Here is a 15,790-nt window from a genome sequence, read left to right on the forward strand (position 1 = left end):
TACCCAGATAGAGTTATTTATTTGTAGCGGCTTGAAGCGCTGTAATTACTTGATTTGGCTCTAGGAGATCCAAGCATGCGCTATTGCTGCTTGCGCGGTCTTCGCAGCCTGCTTTACGACAAGGAACGCATTCGCCAGGCCCTTGCAGAATCGTGACATTACCAACGGTCTGCGAACGCGCTCTCAATTGATAAGGTTGCATGCCAATAAAGCCATTAGGCCATGGGCCAAAATTGGTGGGTGGTGTTGGACCAAACAATGCAATAGTGGGTGTGTTGCATGCTGCCGCAAGATGGGTAATCGAAGTGTCGACGCCAACATAGGCTATCGCTCCGCGAATCAGGGTGCCTGCTTGCGGAATAGAGAGTAGGCCTGCGGTATCAATAACGTGGCTGCGCGCTTTTTCATCAAGTAGAGAAAGAATATCTTTATTAAGTTGTAGATCTTGCTTGGCTGGTGACGCACTCAGCACAACTTGCCAACCTTGTTTCGTAATCCACGTCAGCAAGGATTGCCAATAGGCCAGTGGCCAGCGCTTGTAGGCGGTTAAAGGCCCAGGATGCACCACGATATACGGCGAGTGAAGTTGACCCGCAATCGTCGGGGCGATAGGATCACCTGCTGGAGCCATCACTGAGATCGGTTTACTAAATATCTCTCGAGGCCTCTTATAAAAAATTTCAAGCAGACGAAGCTTTTCGGTAATGACATGCTGTGCAAAATAATCCACATCAATCGTATGTAAGCTAATGGCCTTCTTCCAGGCATTTTGCTGATTACTTTTCTTAGCTTTATCTTGCTCTGTGAGGCCTTGAGGGTGTCCACCCAATACGCCTACGCGTTGATGAGCTGCTACTAAGCCGTAGAAATAGGCGCGATCGCTCGGTTGCGTAACCACTGCTAAGTCGTAACGTTGAAAGAGCTTAAAAAATAAGGAAAGATATTCTTTTAGTTTAGGTCGATCTGAAGTTTCGATTTTCTGGGCAATATCAGGATTGCCCTTGAGCATGTCGAGCTTACCGCGGTAGCCCAAAAAGTGAAACTCAGCATCAGGCCAAAGCTCGCGCGCTTGTGCGATCAGTGGCGCAGTAACAAGGACATCTCCAATCTGGCGAGTCGCAATAAATAAAACTTTTTTTGGCTTTAGTGCTGAGGATGCAGTCATAGGGTTAATGTAACTTAATCCTACTGAGCTTTAGCCAGAATTTTTTCACGTACGCGACGTGCATTTTCTGCGGCATTCGATTGGTCATTGATGCGGTGATAAAGGTGGAGCACTTCGGTTGACCATGACCCAGATTTACGAATCAAGCCCCTGTTCTGCAGTCTGAAAACAAAATCAGCATCCTCATGCCCCCATCCTGTCATAGTTTCATCAAAGCCACCTATGGCAAGGGCATCTGCTTTCCAGCAAGCCAGGTTGCAACCCTTAATGCGACGCCAGACAAATTTTTTATAGTCACGCCAGGTTCCATCACCCAGCTTGATTTTGATGGGCCAATACTTATTGATGCCGCCAGATAACCGATAGCTCAACAAGTGGCTGATGAATTTCTTGAAATCCCATCGTGACCAAGAGAGGATATCTTTTGTTAAAGCCTCATTCAGCAAGACTCGACTGCCGGTAGTGAAGTAACCTTTTTTCGCTAGCTTTCGATGTTGCGCTACAAAGTCGGGCTGAACTACGCAGTCCCCATCTAAAAATATGAAGTACTCACCAGAAGCCTCTGCACTTGCAAGGTTGCGAATGAGGGCCAAACGAAATCCTAAATCTTCATGCCAAACATGTTTAATCTGCAGTTTAGATTTGAGCTTAAAGGAGTCAATAAAGTCTTTGGTATCCGGTTTTGAGCCATCATCGGCGATCAGGATCTCAAAGTTGGAATCGGTTTGAGTTTCTAGGGATTGCAAAACAAAATCGAGGGCATCGATTCTGTTGTAAGTTGCAACGATGACGCTGATCTTCATTTTTCTGTTTGGTTTTGAATGAGCCAAATTTTCATGTAGCGGTAGTAGCTACCCTCAGCATTTGAGAGGGCTAATGCAAGGCCCTGATAACCATCTAGGAATCCCGCTCTAATGAAGTAGGTTCTGATGAAGGCCCACATGCCGTGCAGAATTGCTTTAAGGGGATTGCTTCGCCTTCCCTTAGCAAAAGCTTGTTCAGCTGATGCTGTTGAATAACGATCAATTTTTTGGAGCACTTGTGAGAAATTCATAAAACTGAAGTGCAACATGGGATTTTCTAGTTTCGCTACTTGCCCATTTGGAATTAGACGTTCGTGAACTAGGTCATCTGAGAATCGAGCTGTGCCACGTTTAAATAGTCGATCCACATAATCAGGGCTCCAGCCGGAGTGTCGAATGAAGCGACCGCAATACCAAGAAAGGCGTGGAATCGCAAAACAGTCAACATGAGCTGAATGATGAATGGCAGTCAGAATTTCACTTCTCAGTGCTGGGGTAAGTCGCTCATCCGCATCCAAGGAGAGAACCCACTCACCAGTTGCCAGGTCCAGAGCGCGGTTCTTTTGGGGTCCAAATCCGGGCCAATCAGTCGGTTGGCTAATGACTGCACCATGGTTTTTGGCAATTTCTAGGGTGCTATCGGTGCTATTGGTATCGACCACCACAATTTGCTGGGCAATCCCCTCCAAGGAGGCCAAGCAATCGGCCAAATTGGCCTCTTCATTGCGAGTGATGAGTATGACGGATAAGGTGGGCATAATTCATTATATGAATGCTCAAGACCGTACCGCCCTAAATCGCTTAATTCAGTACCTGAAGCCCCATATCTGGACGATTATTGGGTCTTTACTGGCCATGGCGCTAGTAGCAGGCGCTGAAACCTCTATTCCTGCCTTAATGAAGCCATTATTGGACCGCGGCTTTACTGGACAGCTCAACAGCAAGCTCTGGCAGGTACCGGTCTTCTTGGTAGGTTTGGCGCTAGTTCGTAGTTTGGCCCAGTTCCTATCAAATTATTTACTCACTCGCGTCATTAATTCGGTGCTACTTAAATTACGTGAGCAGATGTTCCAAACGCTACTAAATGCCTCAACTACTTTTTTCCAAAAGAACTCCGCATCCAATTTAATTAATGCAGTTGTTTTTGAGGTGAACAATGTCCTCTCTATCATGGGCGGCATGTTGATTAGCTTGGTAAGGGATTCGCTCACTGTAGTAGGTTTGATTGGTTATCTCATTTATTTGAATTGGCAGCTGACTTTAGTGGTTTTGGTGATCTTTCCTATCATCGCCTTCATCATGAGCAAGATCAACAAGCGCCTGCGTACTTTAAATCGTGAACAACAGACTCTGACAAGTGAATTGGCCTATATCGTTGAGGAGTCTGCGGCCGGGTACAAGATTGTGAAGGTGCATGGTGCGGAAGAGTACGAGATGCGACGCTTTATGGATAAGGCAGAGCGCTTACGCCAGTTCTCACTGAAAGCAGCGGTAGCGGGGGGTCTAAATCAGCCTATCACTCAGCTCATCGCTTCTATGGCGCTATCGATCGTATTGGTAATCGCCTTGATGCAGTCAGCCTCTGAAGGCACTACGGTTGGTGGTTTTGCCGCATTTATTACCGCCATGATGTTAGTAATTTCGCCGATAAAACATTTGGCGGATATTAATCAGCCTTTGCAGCGGGGTTTAACTGCTGCAGAAATGATCTTCTCTCTCATGGACCAGCCTTTTGAGGAGGATGAGTCCCGCAAAGAGAATATGAAGTCCTTAGCTAAGGCTAAAGGCGGAATTCGATTTGAGGATGTTGGCTTCTCTTATCAGCAAGAAGCCGGCCGCAAAGATGCGCTTACTGGCGTGAATTTAAATATCAAACCTGGTGAAGTAGTTGCCTTTGTCGGCCCATCTGGCGGTGGTAAATCTACTCTGGTTAATTTATTGCCGCGTTTCTTTAAGCCCACTAGCGGACAAATTTTCTTGGACGATATTCCTCTTGAGGATATTATTCTGGCCGATGTACGCAAGCAAATTGCTTTTGTAAGCCAGGATGTCATTTTATTTAATGACAGCATTGCAGCAAACGTTGCATATGGTGCTGTAGGCCCAGAGGGCATCGATCGAGGGCGCGTGATGGAGGCGCTCGAGGCGGCAAACTTAAGCACTCTCATAAAAGAAATGCCTGAAGGTATTGATGCCCAAATTGGTGATAATGGCAATCGCTTATCTGGTGGCCAGCGCCAGCGTTTAGCGATTGCGAGGGCGATTTATAAAGATGCACCTATCCTGATCTTGGATGAGGCAACTTCCGCTTTGGATTCTGAGTCTGAGCGTCAAGTACAAGATGCTCTAGAGCGCCTGATGGCTGGACGAACTACTTTAGTTATTGCGCATCGCTTATCGACAATTGAGCATGCCAATCGAATTGTGGTGCTGGAGCATGGTCATGTGATTGAGAATGGCTCGCACGAAGAATTGATTGCTAAGGATGGTTTGTATGCGAACCTGCATCGCATCCAGTTTTCGAATGCTTAATTCTTTCTAGAATTTTTGATCCAGAGCCAAGAGCTATTGCAAATATCCGATAGCTTCTGCTTGGTTTTCCACCCCAGGACTTTCTCTGCTTTATCTGCCTTGGCGTAGTACTCCGGAAGATCGCCTGGGCGTCGACCAACTATCTTGTATGGAATTTTATGGCCACTAGCTTTTTCGAAGTGACGTAGGAGATCCAGAACGCTATAGCTATCACCGCTACCTAGGTTAAAGGTATGGCACCCGGCATTGTTCTGAAGCCAGATGAGCGCAGCTAGATGGCCTTCAGCCAAATCCATGACATGGATGTAGTCGCGCTTACCTGTGCCATCTGGGGTGTCGTAATCATCTCCAAAAATATTGAGTACTGGCAGCTTTCCATTCACAACTTGCCCAATGACTGGCATCAAATTATTCGGAATTCCATTGGGATTCTCGCCAATCAACCCCGATTCATGAGCGCCGACTGGATTGAAGTATCTTAGACAGGCAATTTGCCATTCCTTGTCACTTACGCTCAGGTCACGCAGTATTTCTTCTATCTGAAGCTTATTGCGACCATAGGGATTGGTTGGGCTGGTGGGATGGTTTTCATCGTACGGTAGATAAATTGGATCGCCATAAACGGTGGCGCTACTACTAAAAACTAGAGTCTTAATGCCAACCGCTTGCATTGCTTGTATTAGGCTAATGCTACCTTGTACATTGTTTGCATAATATTCAATTGGCTTTTGGGATGATTCGCCGACAGCCTTTAATCCAGCAAGATGAATCACTGCCTCAATTTTTTTATCATGCAGTACTTTGGTGAGCTTTTCGGTATCCCGAACATCACCCTCAGTAAATCCGATGGTCTTGGAGCAAATCTTCTGAACGCGATCTAAAGTGCCAATATTGCTATTACAAAGATTGTCATAAATATGAACCTGATGACCAGCATTTGCCAAGAGGAGTGCTGTATGGCTGCCGATATAACCCATGCCGCCAGTAAGTAAAATATTCAAAAGAGCCTCGTAAGGGATGATTAGCTTAGAACGATATCGTACTGCTCTTGGCGGAAGCTACCTTCAGCTTGAAGCTTGATGGGCTTACTAATAAAGTCGCCCAATTGCGCTAAAAATTGATTTTCTTCTTCAAGGAAGAGGTCAATTACATCGGGTGCAGCCACAATTCTAAATTCACGAGGATTAAATTGGCGATGCTCTCGCACAATCTCCCGCAAAATCTCATAACAAATAGTCTGCGCTGTTTTGACTTCGCCTTTACCTTGGCAAGTAGCGCAAGGTTCACAGGTGATGTGGGCTAGGGATTCTCGAGTGCGTTTGCGCGTCATCTCCACCAAGCCCAGTGAGGAAAAATCACTAATTGAAGTCCGCGCATGATCACGCTCTAAATTGCGATTGAGTTCGTGCAAAACAGATTCTTGATGGTCCTTGCTCAGCATATCAATAAAGTCAATGATGATGATGCCGCCGAGATTGCGTAAACGGAGTTGACGAGCAATAGCCTGAGCAGCCTCAAGATTCGTTTTAAAAACGGTGTCATCGAGATTGCGGGCGCCGACATAACTTCCAGTATTGACATCAATCGTAGTCATAGACTCCGTTTGATCGATCATCAGGTAGCCGCCCGATTTGAGGTCAACTCTTCTGCCTAAGGCCTTATTAATTTCAGCATCAACATCAAATAAATCAAATAGAGCGCGCTCACCACGATGTAGGGTTAACTTCTCCAAGAGGTTAGGCATATAGAGCGTAGCGAAACCTTTGAGCTTTTCAAAGTTCTCAGCGGAGTCGACTCGGATTTGGGTAGCTTCTTCGCCAGCAACGTCACGCAATACACGTTCAGCTAAGCTGAGATCCTGGTAAAGCAGGCTAGGGGCAGCCTTGTGGTTCACAGCTTCTCGGATCTTCTCCCAGGTGGTGCGTAAGTAAAGCATATCGTGCTCAAGCTCGGTATCACTAGCATCTTGTGCGCTGGTACGCACAATGATTCCGCCTTTTTCATCGGCTGGCATCAGTCCAGCAAGGCGCGTCTTAATTGCTTCACGCTCTTCTGGCTGATCAATTCTTTGAGATACGCCAATATATTTCTCGGTGGCTGCATCGGTACCAGCTGGTGGTAGATAAACCAAGTTGCGACCTGCAATACTGAGCTGGGTTGTAAGGCGTGCACCTTTAGTTCCCAAAGGATCTTTAAGTACTTGGACCAAAACATTTTGCCCTTCAAAGAGCAGCTTTTCAATTTGAGCTTGAGGATTGTTTTGGGTGATATCCGCAACATGCATAAATGCAGTGCGCTCTAAGCCGATCTCAATGAAGGCAGATTGCATGCCTGGTAGTACCCGTACTACTTTAGCTAAATAGATATTGCCGACGATACCGCGTTGACGTGTGCGCTCAATCTGAAGTTCTTGAACGGCGCCTTGCTGAATTAATGCCACCCGTGTTTCTTGGGGGGTGATGTTGATCAGAATTTCTTCATTCATATGCGGGCAACTTTAGCGAAATCCAATAATTGGTTAACTTCGAAAATAGGTAATCCCATGATACCGCTATAGCTGCCTTTAATTGAGGGAATAAAAGCTCCCCCAAGACCCTGAATGCCATATGCTCCAGCCTTGCCAAAAGGCTCACCGCTCTGAATGTAGCTATCAATTTGCGCTTCAGTTAAGTGGGCAAATTCCACTTCGGATACTTGCACCAAACAAAGGGGGGTAGTTTGGGGATCGACCGTGAGAACAACTGCAGTGAGTACCTCATGCACTTTACCGCTGAGCATTTTCAGAATGCGTGCGGCATCGGCGGCATCGTTAGGTTTTCCGAGGATTTCACCAGCGGGATTGTCCTGTAGGCTGACAGTGGTATCTGCGCACAAAATAGGCGCCCATGGTTTTCCGCTGTTTTGCCACCTTGCTAATGCAATAGCGCTTTTGGCGAAAGTGACCCTCTCAACATATTGACGGGCTTTTTCATTCGGGAGTGGCACTTCAAGGGTCTCTGTATCTTCACCTGGTGCAGCAATCAGCATCTCAAACTGGATACCAATCTGTTTGAGCAACTCTTGGCGTCGCGGGCTTTGTGATGCAAGATAAATATAAGAAAACATCAATGGATTACTCGCGGTGGTAGGGGTGGCCTTGCAAAATAGTCCAAGCTCGATAAAGCTGCTCGACCAATAAGACTCTTGCCATGGCATGCGGTAGCGTCAGGCTCGACAGACGCCACATTGCTTGCGCATTTTCTTTGAGGCTAGCATGAAGTCCATCGGCACCACCAACTAAAAAAGTGATGTCAAAACCTTCTTGACGCCAGTTTGCTAACTGCGTAGCTAGATTTTGTGTAGTTTGATCTTTGCCGCGCTCATCAAGCGCAATGACACGGGAGCCTTTTGGAATGGCTGCGGCAATTTTTATAGCTTCTTTGGCTGGGGTGAGATCAGGTTTGATCTCTTTAATTTCAATACTGCAATCTGCTGGCATGCGCTTAATGTAATCATGGGTTGCAGTTGCAACCCATTCTGGCATTTTGTGACCAACAGAAACAATCGTTAAGCGCATTACTAAAGCATTACTCTTCGTCGTCAGGTTCGCTTGCTTTCACAAGTCCCTTGTCTGCTGCTAATTTGACACGCACTGGCTTAGCGCCCCACATGCCTTCAAGTTGGTAGTACGCACGCAGTGCAGGCTGCAAAATGTGAACCACGATATCGCCACAATCGACGAGTACCCATTCACCAGTCTCCAGGCCTTCAACGGAGATCACTTCGCCACCTTTAGCATTGACAGATTCCTTAACGGAGATAGCCAAGGATCTAGTCTGGCGATTAGAGGAGCCGGTAGCAATGATGACGCGATCAAATAGTTCGCTGAGTTTGGTGGTGTCGTAAACACGAATATCCTGCGCCTTGACATCTTCTAGGGCATCGATCACGACGCGTTGTAATTTAGTTAAGTCCATAGTTTCTTTAATATTTTTCTAAGATTTTTGTATATAGGGGTGATCTTAGCCTGATTACTTATACAGGCCTAGATTTGTGATGATTTCTAAAGCGTGAGACGGAATATGCTCGGAGGCAATGGCGCTACGAGAGGTGCTTTTAAGCTGATTTCGCAACTCGGTTGATGAAAGGTCTACTGAAAGACTGTTATCTACATAGATGCGGCCAAATTGGCTTTTTTCAAGGGTATTTGGGTCTGCGCATTGATGATTTGCTAATAAAGCCTCAATTTCAGGGCTCTTCTCTGCTGAAAGCTCATGGTGTGGCCTGCTGGCTACTGCGAAATTCACAAAGCTTAGCAATTGATCCCAGGAGTTCCAGGAGGGGAGGTTCAGAAGGGAGTCTGCCCCCATTAGCCAGATCAAGCTGACATCAGGCCCAAAACGCTCTCTTAGGGCTTTTGCAGTATCAATGGCATAACTCGGCCCTGCACGATCAATTTCGATGCGATCAACGCCAATTTGAGTGGGGATTTGCAAATAGAGAAATGCTCTCGCTAGATCAATACCCGCAGCTTCAGTAAGTTGTAAGCGGATTTCTGCAGGGGTTATGCCGGAATTTTTTTGCCAAGGTTCCCCACTGGGAATGAGAAGCAGCGCGTCGAGATGCAAGACCTTTGCAAAATGTGTGGCCAACTTAAGATGGCCAAGATGTGGCGGATCAAAAGTACCACCTAAGATGCCAATTTTTTTTGGGGTATCCAAACGCGCTGAGCTCAAGTTAGGCTAGCCAGTCACGCGGCTGAAGGTAGTAATCGTAAAGCTTTGCTTCAGGTGTTCCTGGCTTCGGCTGCCAGTTGTACCACCACTGCACTACCGGTGGCATGGACATCAAAATAGACTCAGTACGTCCACCGGAGTGCAAGCCAAAAATGGTGCCACGGTCAAATATCAAGTTGTATTCCACATAGCGACCACGACGGTATTCTTGAAATGCTTTTTCTTCAGCGGTAAAGCTGTCCTTATAGCGACGCTCCACAATCGGCAAGTAAGCATCAATAAAGGCATCGCCAACAGCGCGCGTCATGGCAAAGCTTTGTTCAAAGCCAAGATCATTAAAGTCATCAAAAAAGACGCCGCCAATACCGCGAGGCTCTTCACGATGCTTCAGGTAAAAATATTCATCGCACCATTTTTTGAAGCGTGGATATAGCTCTTCACCAAATGGATCCAAAGCATCTTTTGCTGTTTGATGAAAGTGTTTGCAATCTTCATCAACGCCGTAATAGGGCGTGAGATCAAAGCCGCCACCAAACCACCAAACTGGCTCCTTATCAGGAGCTTGCGCAATAAAGCAGCGCACATTCATATGGGTGGTTGGTACCTTAGGATTGTTTGGATGAAAGACCAAAGAAACGCCCATGGCTTCGAAGCTGCGCCCCGCAACTTCTGGGCGATGGTGTGATGCTGAAGGCGGCATTTGATCACCGCGGACATGCGAGAAGCCCACACCACCTTTCTCTAAAATATTGCCGCCATCCAGGATGCAGGTACGTCCATAACCCTTTAACTTACTATCCTCAGGCTTTTCCCAGGCGTCCATCACAAAGGCTTTGCCATCGAGCGCACTCATTGCGCTCGTGATGCGATCTTGCAGGCCTAAAAAGTAATCTTTTAAGACTGCAATATCAATTTGAGTATGTTCAGTGGATGACAAGGTTCAGAGATCTTCGTATTGGATGTTATGAATTATTGAAGTTATTTAACAGCGCGATAGCCAATATCTTTGCGATATTGCATGCCATCAAACTGGATCTGAGAAATAGCGTCATATGCTTTTTGTTGTGCGCCACGAACAGTATCTGACAGGCCCACTACACACATAACGCGACCACCCGAGGTAAGAAGCTTGCCATCTTGAAGTTTGGTACCGGCATGGAAGGTCAATTGATCTTCAGTATCGGCTGGTATGCCGGTGATGACATCGCCATTGCGCGGGGTATCCGGATAGTTATGCGCTGCCAGCACAACGCCTAAAGCGGTGCGACGATCCCAATCTAATTCCACTTCATTGAGTGTGCCGTCAACCGCGTGATCCAATGCATTAACAAGATCGCTGCGCAGGCGTGCCATGATTGGTTGCGTTTCTGGGTCACCCATGCGGCAGTTAAATTCCAGGGTCTTGATCTTGCCGTCGGGAGAAATCATGAGACCTGCGTAGAGGAAGCCGGTGTAAGGAATGCCATCAGCTTCCATACCCTTAACGGTTGGCATGATCACTTCGCGCAAAGCGCGTGCATGAATCTCTGGAGTGACAACTGGGGCAGGGGAGTAAGCACCCATGCCGCCAGTATTAGGACCTTGATCAGCATCGAGCAAACGTTTGTGATCTTGGCTAGTAGCCAAAGCCAAAACATGTTTACCGTCTACGAGCACAATGAAGCTAGCCTCTTCCCCAGTCAGGAATTCTTCAATCACGACACGTGCACCCGCATTACCGAGTTTGTTATCGGCGAGCATCATATCGACAGCCGCATGCGCTTCTGCTAAATCCATAGCTACAACCACACCTTTGCCGGCAGCTAGACCATCCGCTTTGATGACGATCGGTGCACCTTTAGTATCAATGTAAGCATGCGCCTCTAATGCACTTGAGAAAGTTTGGTATTCCGCTGTTGGGATGCCGTGGCGTTTCATGAACGCTTTAGAGAAATCTTTTGAAGACTCCAATTGAGCGGCCAGTTGAGTTGGTCCGAAGATGCGCAAACCATTGTTGCGAAACACATCTACGATACCTGCGGCCAATGGGGCTTCAGGACCCACTACGGTGAGATGAATTTTTTCACGCTTGGCAAAGTCTGCTAACTCTTGAAGACCGGAGATGGGGAGATTTTCAATTCCGGCAGCAGTCTGTTTTGCTGTGGCGGTACCGCCATTCCCAGGAGCTACATAGACGGTTTGAACTTGTGGGGATTGAGCCAGCTTCCATGCCAATGCATGTTCACGACCACCGGATCCAACTAAAAGAATTTTCATGACGAGCTAAGAAATAAGTTAATAAATAGAATTTATAAATTCGATGGCTTACAAGGATGCGTTCGTAAATACCTCTTGAACATCATCTAAGTTTTCAAGTGCATCCAACAGTTTTTGCATGCTTTCAGATTGCTCACCTTCGAACTCAGTTTCGGTTTCTGGGCGCATTGTCACTGTGGCAAGCTCAGCTTTTAAACCTGCTTGGGTGAGCGCGTCTTGTACCTTAGAAAAGTCAGGCACTGGTGTGAGCACCTCAAGTGATCCATCATCATGGGTAATAACATCTTCAGCGCCAGCATCTAGCGCGATCTCCATGAGTTGATCTTCATTCGTGCCCGGGGCAAATAGCATTTGGCCACAGTGCTTAAACATGAAAGCAACAGAACCTTCAGCGCCCATATTGCCGCCATTTTTTGCAAACGCATGGCGCACTTCTGCAACGGTGCGGGTGCGGTTATCAGTTAAGCAATCAACGATGATGGCAGCTCCATTGAGGCCATAACCTTCGTAACGAATTTCTTCGTAGTTCACACCCTCGAGTGAGCCTGTACCACGCTGAATGGCGCGCTGCACGTTGTCATTCGGCATATTGGCATCTTTAGCCTTATCGATTCCCAGACGTAAACGCGGGTTCGTGGCGATATCGCCGCCGCCTAATTTAGCTGCAACCGTGATTTCTTTGATGAGTTTGGTCCAAATCTTGCCGCGCTTTTCGTCTTGACGTCCTTTGCGGTGCTGAATATTGGCCCATTTCGAATGGCCGGCCATACGGGTAAGTCCTTTTGAGTAATGTGGCTTGAAGACCTCATTTTAAAGGCTTCTCAGGTCAAGAATGGGGGTAGTACAACTTTTTTGTTACACTCTCACCTCTTAGTAAGCTTCAATGCAGTTTTTCCACTGCAAACACCTGCCCCGGTGATGGAATTGGTAGACGTGCCGGACTCAAAATCCGGTGCCGCAAGGCGTGGCGGTTCAAGTCCGCCCCGGGGCACCATCTCAAATAGGTTGTTATTGACGCCTTGAGATGCTCCAAATCTTAAATCTCGTAAGTTTCCGATTCGCTGTTCATGGCTTGCTCCACAATTTTCTTTGTGAGTGTTGGTGAGAATAGTTCGATGAAGGTGTACACAAAAGAGCGCAAGTAAGCGCCTTGCTTAACTCCCAAATGCGTCACGTTATTACCGAACAAGTGCCCAACTGGAATCACTCGGAGATTGCGATCTCGATCTGCATCGTAGGCCAATCCAGCCACAATCCCAACACCCATTCCAGTTTCAACGTAAGTCTTAATGACATCCGCATCGATTGCTTCCAAAATAATGTCTGGACTGAGATTGCGTTGCCCAAATGCGGCATCAATCTTGCTGCGACCCGCAAACGCTTTGTCATAGGTGATGAGCGGGTACTTCGCAATTTCCTCTAAGGTAATTGTTGACTGATTAAGCAGGGGATGACTTAACGGCACCATGACAACGTGTTGCCATTGGTAGCCTGGAAGCGCCAGTACACCAGGGGTATTGGCGATGCCTTCCGTTGCAATTGCGATATCCGCACGATCATGAATTAACAACTCTGCAATTTGACCGGGGCTTCCCTGTTGAATGCTGACCCGAACCTTTGGAAAGCGTTTAGTAAATTCAGTAAGTACCTTTGGTAAAGCATAACGCGCCTGAGTATGAGTAGTAGCAATCACAAAGTTGCCTTGATCTTGACTGGCAAAGTCTTTACCAACTCTTCTTAAAGTTTCTACTTCGTCCAGAATGCGCTCAATCGAGGTGAGGATGCGTTTGCCTGGCTCAGTGAGCGAGCGAATGCGTTTGCCGTGGCGTCGGAATATTTCTACCCCCAGCTCATCTTCTAACTCAATAATTGCCTTAGAGACCCCAGGCTGGGAGGTGAAGAGCGCTTTAGCAGCTGAAGTCAGGTTGAAATTCTGTCTTACAGCTTCGCGAACAAAACGAAATTGGTGAAGATTCATATGGATTCCATTCTTTATATCAAATGCGATATATGAATGACATTCTATATGATTTTGAGGTATTAAGCCCTAGATACCCAACGTAAACCCACAATCGCCAAGATGAAATAAAGCAATGGCGGTGTCAGAGCGGTAAGCAGCGCGGGCCAAGAGCCTAGCAGGCCAACATTCGAAAAGAGTGAATTAAAGAGCTGAAAGCTCATGCCCAGCATGATGCCGCCAAACACCTTGATGCCAACGCTACCCGCGCGTACCTTGAGGTAAGCAAATGGCAGTGCTAAGGCCAGCATCACGAAGATCGTAAATGGGTAGATGACTTTTTTCCAGAACGCAATAGAGTGACGCTGAGCATCCTGTTTGTTGTCTCTTAGATGAGAAATAAAGCGCCCCAAACTAAAAATAGACATCTTTTCTGGGCTTACCAAAAGCACGCTCAAGATTTGAGGTGTGACTTCAGAATTTAGGCTAACAATTGGATGAACAAAAGTCTGCGCCGAATAGACTGGGTTGAGTGGATCACTCTGTTTGGTTTCTTTAAAGCGAGTTTCGGTGACGTCATCCAGAATCCAGGTCCCCGTATGATCAAAGCGTCCCGACACAGCGCTTCTAATAGAAAGTAGGCGATATGCATCATCAAATTCGTACATGCGAATATTTTTGATTTCGTTATCTTGTTCGATCTTGCCAACGTTGACATAGCGAACTCCCGGCCTAATCGGCCCACTACCATCTTCATCTCGCAAACGATCTTTTACCCAGACCCCAGTTTTAAATTGGGAGCTATAAGATGAACCTAAAGCCTTCATGCGAATCTGCTCTGACAGATTCTCTGTATAGGGTCCTAGCCACTCACTCATGACGAGCGTCAGAACAATTAGCGGTAATGAAATTTTAGCTAGAGTAGTCAAGCCTCTGCGCATATCCAATCCAGCAATACGCAAGATCGTGAACTCAGACTGGCTTGCTAGCATGGCAAATACATAAATACTTCCAATCAAACCAGCGATTGGAATGATCTCGGAAATGCGGCTGGGGGCCTTCAATAAAACGTGTAGAAGCGCTAATGGCAGAGTGTATTGACCCTTTACCGAACCAAGCTCGCTGAGGATGTCAAAAAACAAAAACAGTGCCACCAAGGCAAATAGGATGAAGCCAAAGGCAGCATAGATCTGCCTAGCCAAGTAGCGTTCAAAGATGTATGGAAATAGATATTTCATCTATTGGCCAAGAATGAAGGTAGTTGACGGCGCCACCATTTCAGTGAGGGGTTGATGCGATTGCGGATGAGTAAAAAAGCAATACTAAAGGCGAGGGCGTGTATGGGCCAAGCTGCTACAAAAACATTTACCTTACCTTGCGACACAAAGTTTTGCGTGAGGTTGAGAAGGTTGCTATAGATAAGGTAAATCAGCACGGCATAAAACATCGCAGTGTAGTTACCAAGCCTAGGGTTGACGTAGGCAAGTGGTATGGCAATTAGCACTAGGCCTAAAGCCATTAACGGTAAACCGATACGCCAGAGTAATTCAGCGCGATTGGGGTTGATTGTGTCGGCGCTGGAATCGTTCCAAAGTTCGGAGACTGTTTTTTCACGATCACGTGGGGCTGGATCAAGAACGCTTTTGCTTTGAATGTGCGTGCTGTACTCAGCAAACTCTAGAATTCTGAAATCAGGTTGTGTGGGCACCCCCTCGTAGCGGCGACCATTATTGAGCACGATGGATTTGCCACCCCCTTTTGCACCCTCAATAAATCCAGTAGAGGCAACGGCGACGCTCAGTCGACCATTCTTAGTTTCTGCGGCAAAGATATTTTTAACTTCACTTTTATCAACATCCAGTTCCTCAATGAAAAATACGCGCTCTGCCTTGGCGGATTCTCTAAATTGACCAGCGGCAACCATGGAAACGTCACTGCGTTGCTGAAATCTTTGGCTAATCAGAGTGGATTCACGATTAGCCCAAGGCCAAACAAAGAGAGCCAGTAGGGCGATGATGATGATGAGGGGTGTCGCAAAACGCAGGATTGGTCTAATCAGACTGGCAATACTGAGGCCGCTTGCAAACCAAACAATCATTTCAGAATCTTTGTACCAACGCACCAGCACAATTAAGACAGCCACAAATAGAGAGACCGTGAGCAAAACGGCCATATAACCGAGAGTAGCTAGGGCTATGAGAACTAGGGCATCCTCTGGGTTTACTGCGCCATTTGCTGCAAAGCCCAGAATTCGGATGACCAGGGTGGTAATCATGATGGTTACCAAGACCAAAAAAACACCGCCAGTCGTAAAACTGAGTTCGCGGCGAAGGGCTTGGTGAAAAATCATGAATTAATAGTG

15 protein-coding genes, 1 tRNA gene and 1 pseudogene are annotated in these 15,790 nt (G+C 46.8%); 2 read left to right on the top strand and 15 right to left on the bottom strand.

Features of this window, described 5'->3' with window-relative positions:
* Nucleotides 1–13: 13 nt before the first annotated feature.
* From ICN14_RS08700 to ICN14_RS08710, 3 genes are read right to left on the bottom strand one after another with little or no spacing between them, the layout of a single operon-like run.
* Complete coding sequence (locus ICN14_RS08700) at nucleotides 14–1,165, bottom strand: glycosyltransferase family 9 protein (RefSeq protein WP_216226076.1); 1,152 nt, start codon at nucleotides 1,163–1,165, stop codon at nucleotides 14–16.
* Between the two features lie 20 nt (nucleotides 1,166–1,185).
* A complete protein-coding gene (locus ICN14_RS08705; RefSeq protein ID WP_216226077.1) occupies nucleotides 1,186–1,968 on the bottom strand; it encodes a glycosyltransferase family 2 protein in 783 nt (260 codons plus the stop codon).
* Complete coding sequence (locus ICN14_RS08710) at nucleotides 1,965–2,726, bottom strand: glycosyltransferase family 2 protein (protein WP_216226078.1); 762 nt, start codon at nucleotides 2,724–2,726, stop codon at nucleotides 1,965–1,967. The genes ICN14_RS08705 and ICN14_RS08710 overlap by 4 nt, the downstream gene beginning before the upstream one ends.
* Before the next feature lie 10 nt (nucleotides 2,727–2,736).
* Between ICN14_RS08710 and msbA the strand changes: the two genes are divergently transcribed.
* Nucleotides 2,737–4,500 (top strand): lipid A export permease/ATP-binding protein MsbA, encoded by a 1,764-nt coding sequence (gene msbA, locus ICN14_RS08715; protein WP_216226079.1) that lies wholly within the window; start codon nucleotides 2,737–2,739, stop codon nucleotides 4,498–4,500.
* Here the strand turns inward: msbA and galE are convergent.
* The 9 genes and pseudogenes from galE to ICN14_RS08760 form a co-directional block, all read right to left on the bottom strand.
* On the bottom strand, nucleotides 4,497–5,501 hold the full coding sequence (gene galE, locus ICN14_RS08720) for a UDP-glucose 4-epimerase GalE (protein WP_216226080.1): 1,005 nt from the start codon (nucleotides 5,499–5,501) through the stop codon (nucleotides 4,497–4,499). The two genes, msbA and galE, sit on opposite strands and share 4 nt — an antisense overlap.
* Before the next feature lie 20 nt (nucleotides 5,502–5,521).
* Nucleotides 5,522–6,985, bottom strand: a complete 1,464-nt coding sequence (rng, locus tag ICN14_RS08725) for a ribonuclease G (RefSeq protein WP_216226081.1) — start codon at nucleotides 6,983–6,985, stop codon at nucleotides 5,522–5,524.
* Complete coding sequence (locus ICN14_RS08730) at nucleotides 6,982–7,605, bottom strand: nucleoside triphosphate pyrophosphatase (protein WP_216226082.1); 624 nt, start codon at nucleotides 7,603–7,605, stop codon at nucleotides 6,982–6,984. The genes rng and ICN14_RS08730 overlap by 4 nt, the downstream gene beginning before the upstream one ends.
* Before the next feature lie 7 nt (nucleotides 7,606–7,612).
* Nucleotides 7,613–8,056: a 23S rRNA (pseudouridine(1915)-N(3))-methyltransferase RlmH gene (gene rlmH / locus ICN14_RS08735; RefSeq protein ID WP_216226083.1), complete on the bottom strand. Its 444-nt coding sequence runs from the start codon at nucleotides 8,054–8,056 to the stop codon at nucleotides 7,613–7,615.
* Nucleotides 8,057–8,069: 13 nt separating this feature from the next.
* Nucleotides 8,070–8,456: pseudogene (gene rsfS / locus ICN14_RS08740) on the bottom strand (ribosome silencing factor); the annotation flags it as partial.
* 54 nt (nucleotides 8,457–8,510) lie between these two features.
* Complete coding sequence (locus tag ICN14_RS08745) at nucleotides 8,511–9,215, bottom strand: nicotinate-nucleotide adenylyltransferase (RefSeq protein WP_255536025.1); 705 nt, start codon at nucleotides 9,213–9,215, stop codon at nucleotides 8,511–8,513.
* A gap of 1 nt (nucleotide 9,216) precedes the next feature.
* The gene (gene hemF / locus ICN14_RS08750; protein ID WP_216226176.1) at nucleotides 9,217–10,128 is read right to left on the bottom strand and encodes an oxygen-dependent coproporphyrinogen oxidase; all 912 of its coding nucleotides are present in this window, start codon (nucleotides 10,126–10,128) and stop codon (nucleotides 9,217–9,219) included.
* 65 nt (nucleotides 10,129–10,193) lie between these two features.
* On the bottom strand, nucleotides 10,194–11,471 hold the full coding sequence (purD, locus tag ICN14_RS08755) for a phosphoribosylamine--glycine ligase (RefSeq protein ID WP_216226085.1): 1,278 nt from the start codon (nucleotides 11,469–11,471) through the stop codon (nucleotides 10,194–10,196).
* Between the two features lie 48 nt (nucleotides 11,472–11,519).
* Entirely contained in the window at nucleotides 11,520–12,239 is a 720-nt protein-coding gene (locus ICN14_RS08760; RefSeq protein ID WP_216226086.1) for a YebC/PmpR family DNA-binding transcriptional regulator, read from the bottom strand.
* 141 nt (nucleotides 12,240–12,380) lie between these two features.
* On the opposite strand from ICN14_RS08760, the gene ICN14_RS08765 reads away from it, so the two are divergent.
* Nucleotides 12,381–12,465 (top strand) — tRNA-Leu (locus ICN14_RS08765).
* A 42-nt stretch (nucleotides 12,466–12,507) separates the two neighbouring features.
* Here the strand turns inward: ICN14_RS08765 and ICN14_RS08770 are convergent.
* The 3 genes from ICN14_RS08770 to lptF form a co-directional block, all read right to left on the bottom strand.
* Nucleotides 12,508–13,449, bottom strand: coding sequence for a CysB family HTH-type transcriptional regulator (locus tag ICN14_RS08770; RefSeq protein WP_216226087.1), 942 nt, complete (start codon nucleotides 13,447–13,449; stop codon nucleotides 12,508–12,510).
* Nucleotides 13,450–13,511: 62 nt separating this feature from the next.
* A complete protein-coding gene (lptG, locus tag ICN14_RS08775) occupies nucleotides 13,512–14,666 on the bottom strand; it encodes an LPS export ABC transporter permease LptG (RefSeq protein WP_216226088.1) in 1,155 nt (384 codons plus the stop codon).
* On the bottom strand, nucleotides 14,663–15,778 hold the full coding sequence (gene lptF, locus ICN14_RS08780) for an LPS export ABC transporter permease LptF (RefSeq protein WP_216226089.1): 1,116 nt from the start codon (nucleotides 15,776–15,778) through the stop codon (nucleotides 14,663–14,665). The genes lptG and lptF overlap by 4 nt, the downstream gene beginning before the upstream one ends.
* Nucleotides 15,779–15,790 lie beyond the last annotated feature (12 nt).

The sequence above is a fragment of the Polynucleobacter sp. MG-27-Goln-C1 genome (assembly GCF_018881905.1).
In the GTDB taxonomy this organism is placed as follows: domain Bacteria; phylum Pseudomonadota; class Gammaproteobacteria; order Burkholderiales; family Burkholderiaceae; genus Polynucleobacter.

Coding starts and splice junctions, on each gene's coding strand:
- ICN14_RS08700 (WP_216226076.1), bottom strand. CDS start 1,165: ATGACTGCATCCTCAGCACTAAAGCCAAAAAAAGTTTTATTTATTGCG.
- ICN14_RS08705 (WP_216226077.1), bottom strand. CDS start 1,968: ATGAAGATCAGCGTCATCGTTGCAACTTACAACAGAATCGATGCCCTC.
- ICN14_RS08710 (WP_216226078.1), bottom strand. CDS start 2,726: ATGCCCACCTTATCCGTCATACTCATCACTCGCAATGAAGAGGCCAAT.
- msbA (WP_216226079.1), top strand. CDS start 2,737: ATGAATGCTCAAGACCGTACCGCCCTAAATCGCTTAATTCAGTACCTG.
- rng (WP_216226081.1), bottom strand. CDS start 6,985: ATGAATGAAGAAATTCTGATCAACATCACCCCCCAAGAAACACGGGTG.
- ICN14_RS08730 (WP_216226082.1), bottom strand. CDS start 7,605: ATGTTTTCTTATATTTATCTTGCATCACAAAGCCCGCGACGCCAAGAG.
- rlmH (WP_216226083.1), bottom strand. CDS start 8,056: ATGCGCTTAACGATTGTTTCTGTTGGTCACAAAATGCCAGAATGGGTT.
- purD (WP_216226085.1), bottom strand. CDS start 11,471: ATGAAAATTCTTTTAGTTGGATCCGGTGGTCGTGAACATGCATTGGCA.
- ICN14_RS08760 (WP_216226086.1), bottom strand. CDS start 12,239: ATGGCCGGCCATTCGAAATGGGCCAATATTCAGCACCGCAAAGGACGT.
- ICN14_RS08770 (WP_216226087.1), bottom strand. CDS start 13,449: ATGAATCTTCACCAATTTCGTTTTGTTCGCGAAGCTGTAAGACAGAAT.
- lptG (WP_216226088.1), bottom strand. CDS start 14,666: ATGAAATATCTATTTCCATACATCTTTGAACGCTACTTGGCTAGGCAG.
- lptF (WP_216226089.1), bottom strand. CDS start 15,778: ATGATTTTTCACCAAGCCCTTCGCCGCGAACTCAGTTTTACGACTGGC.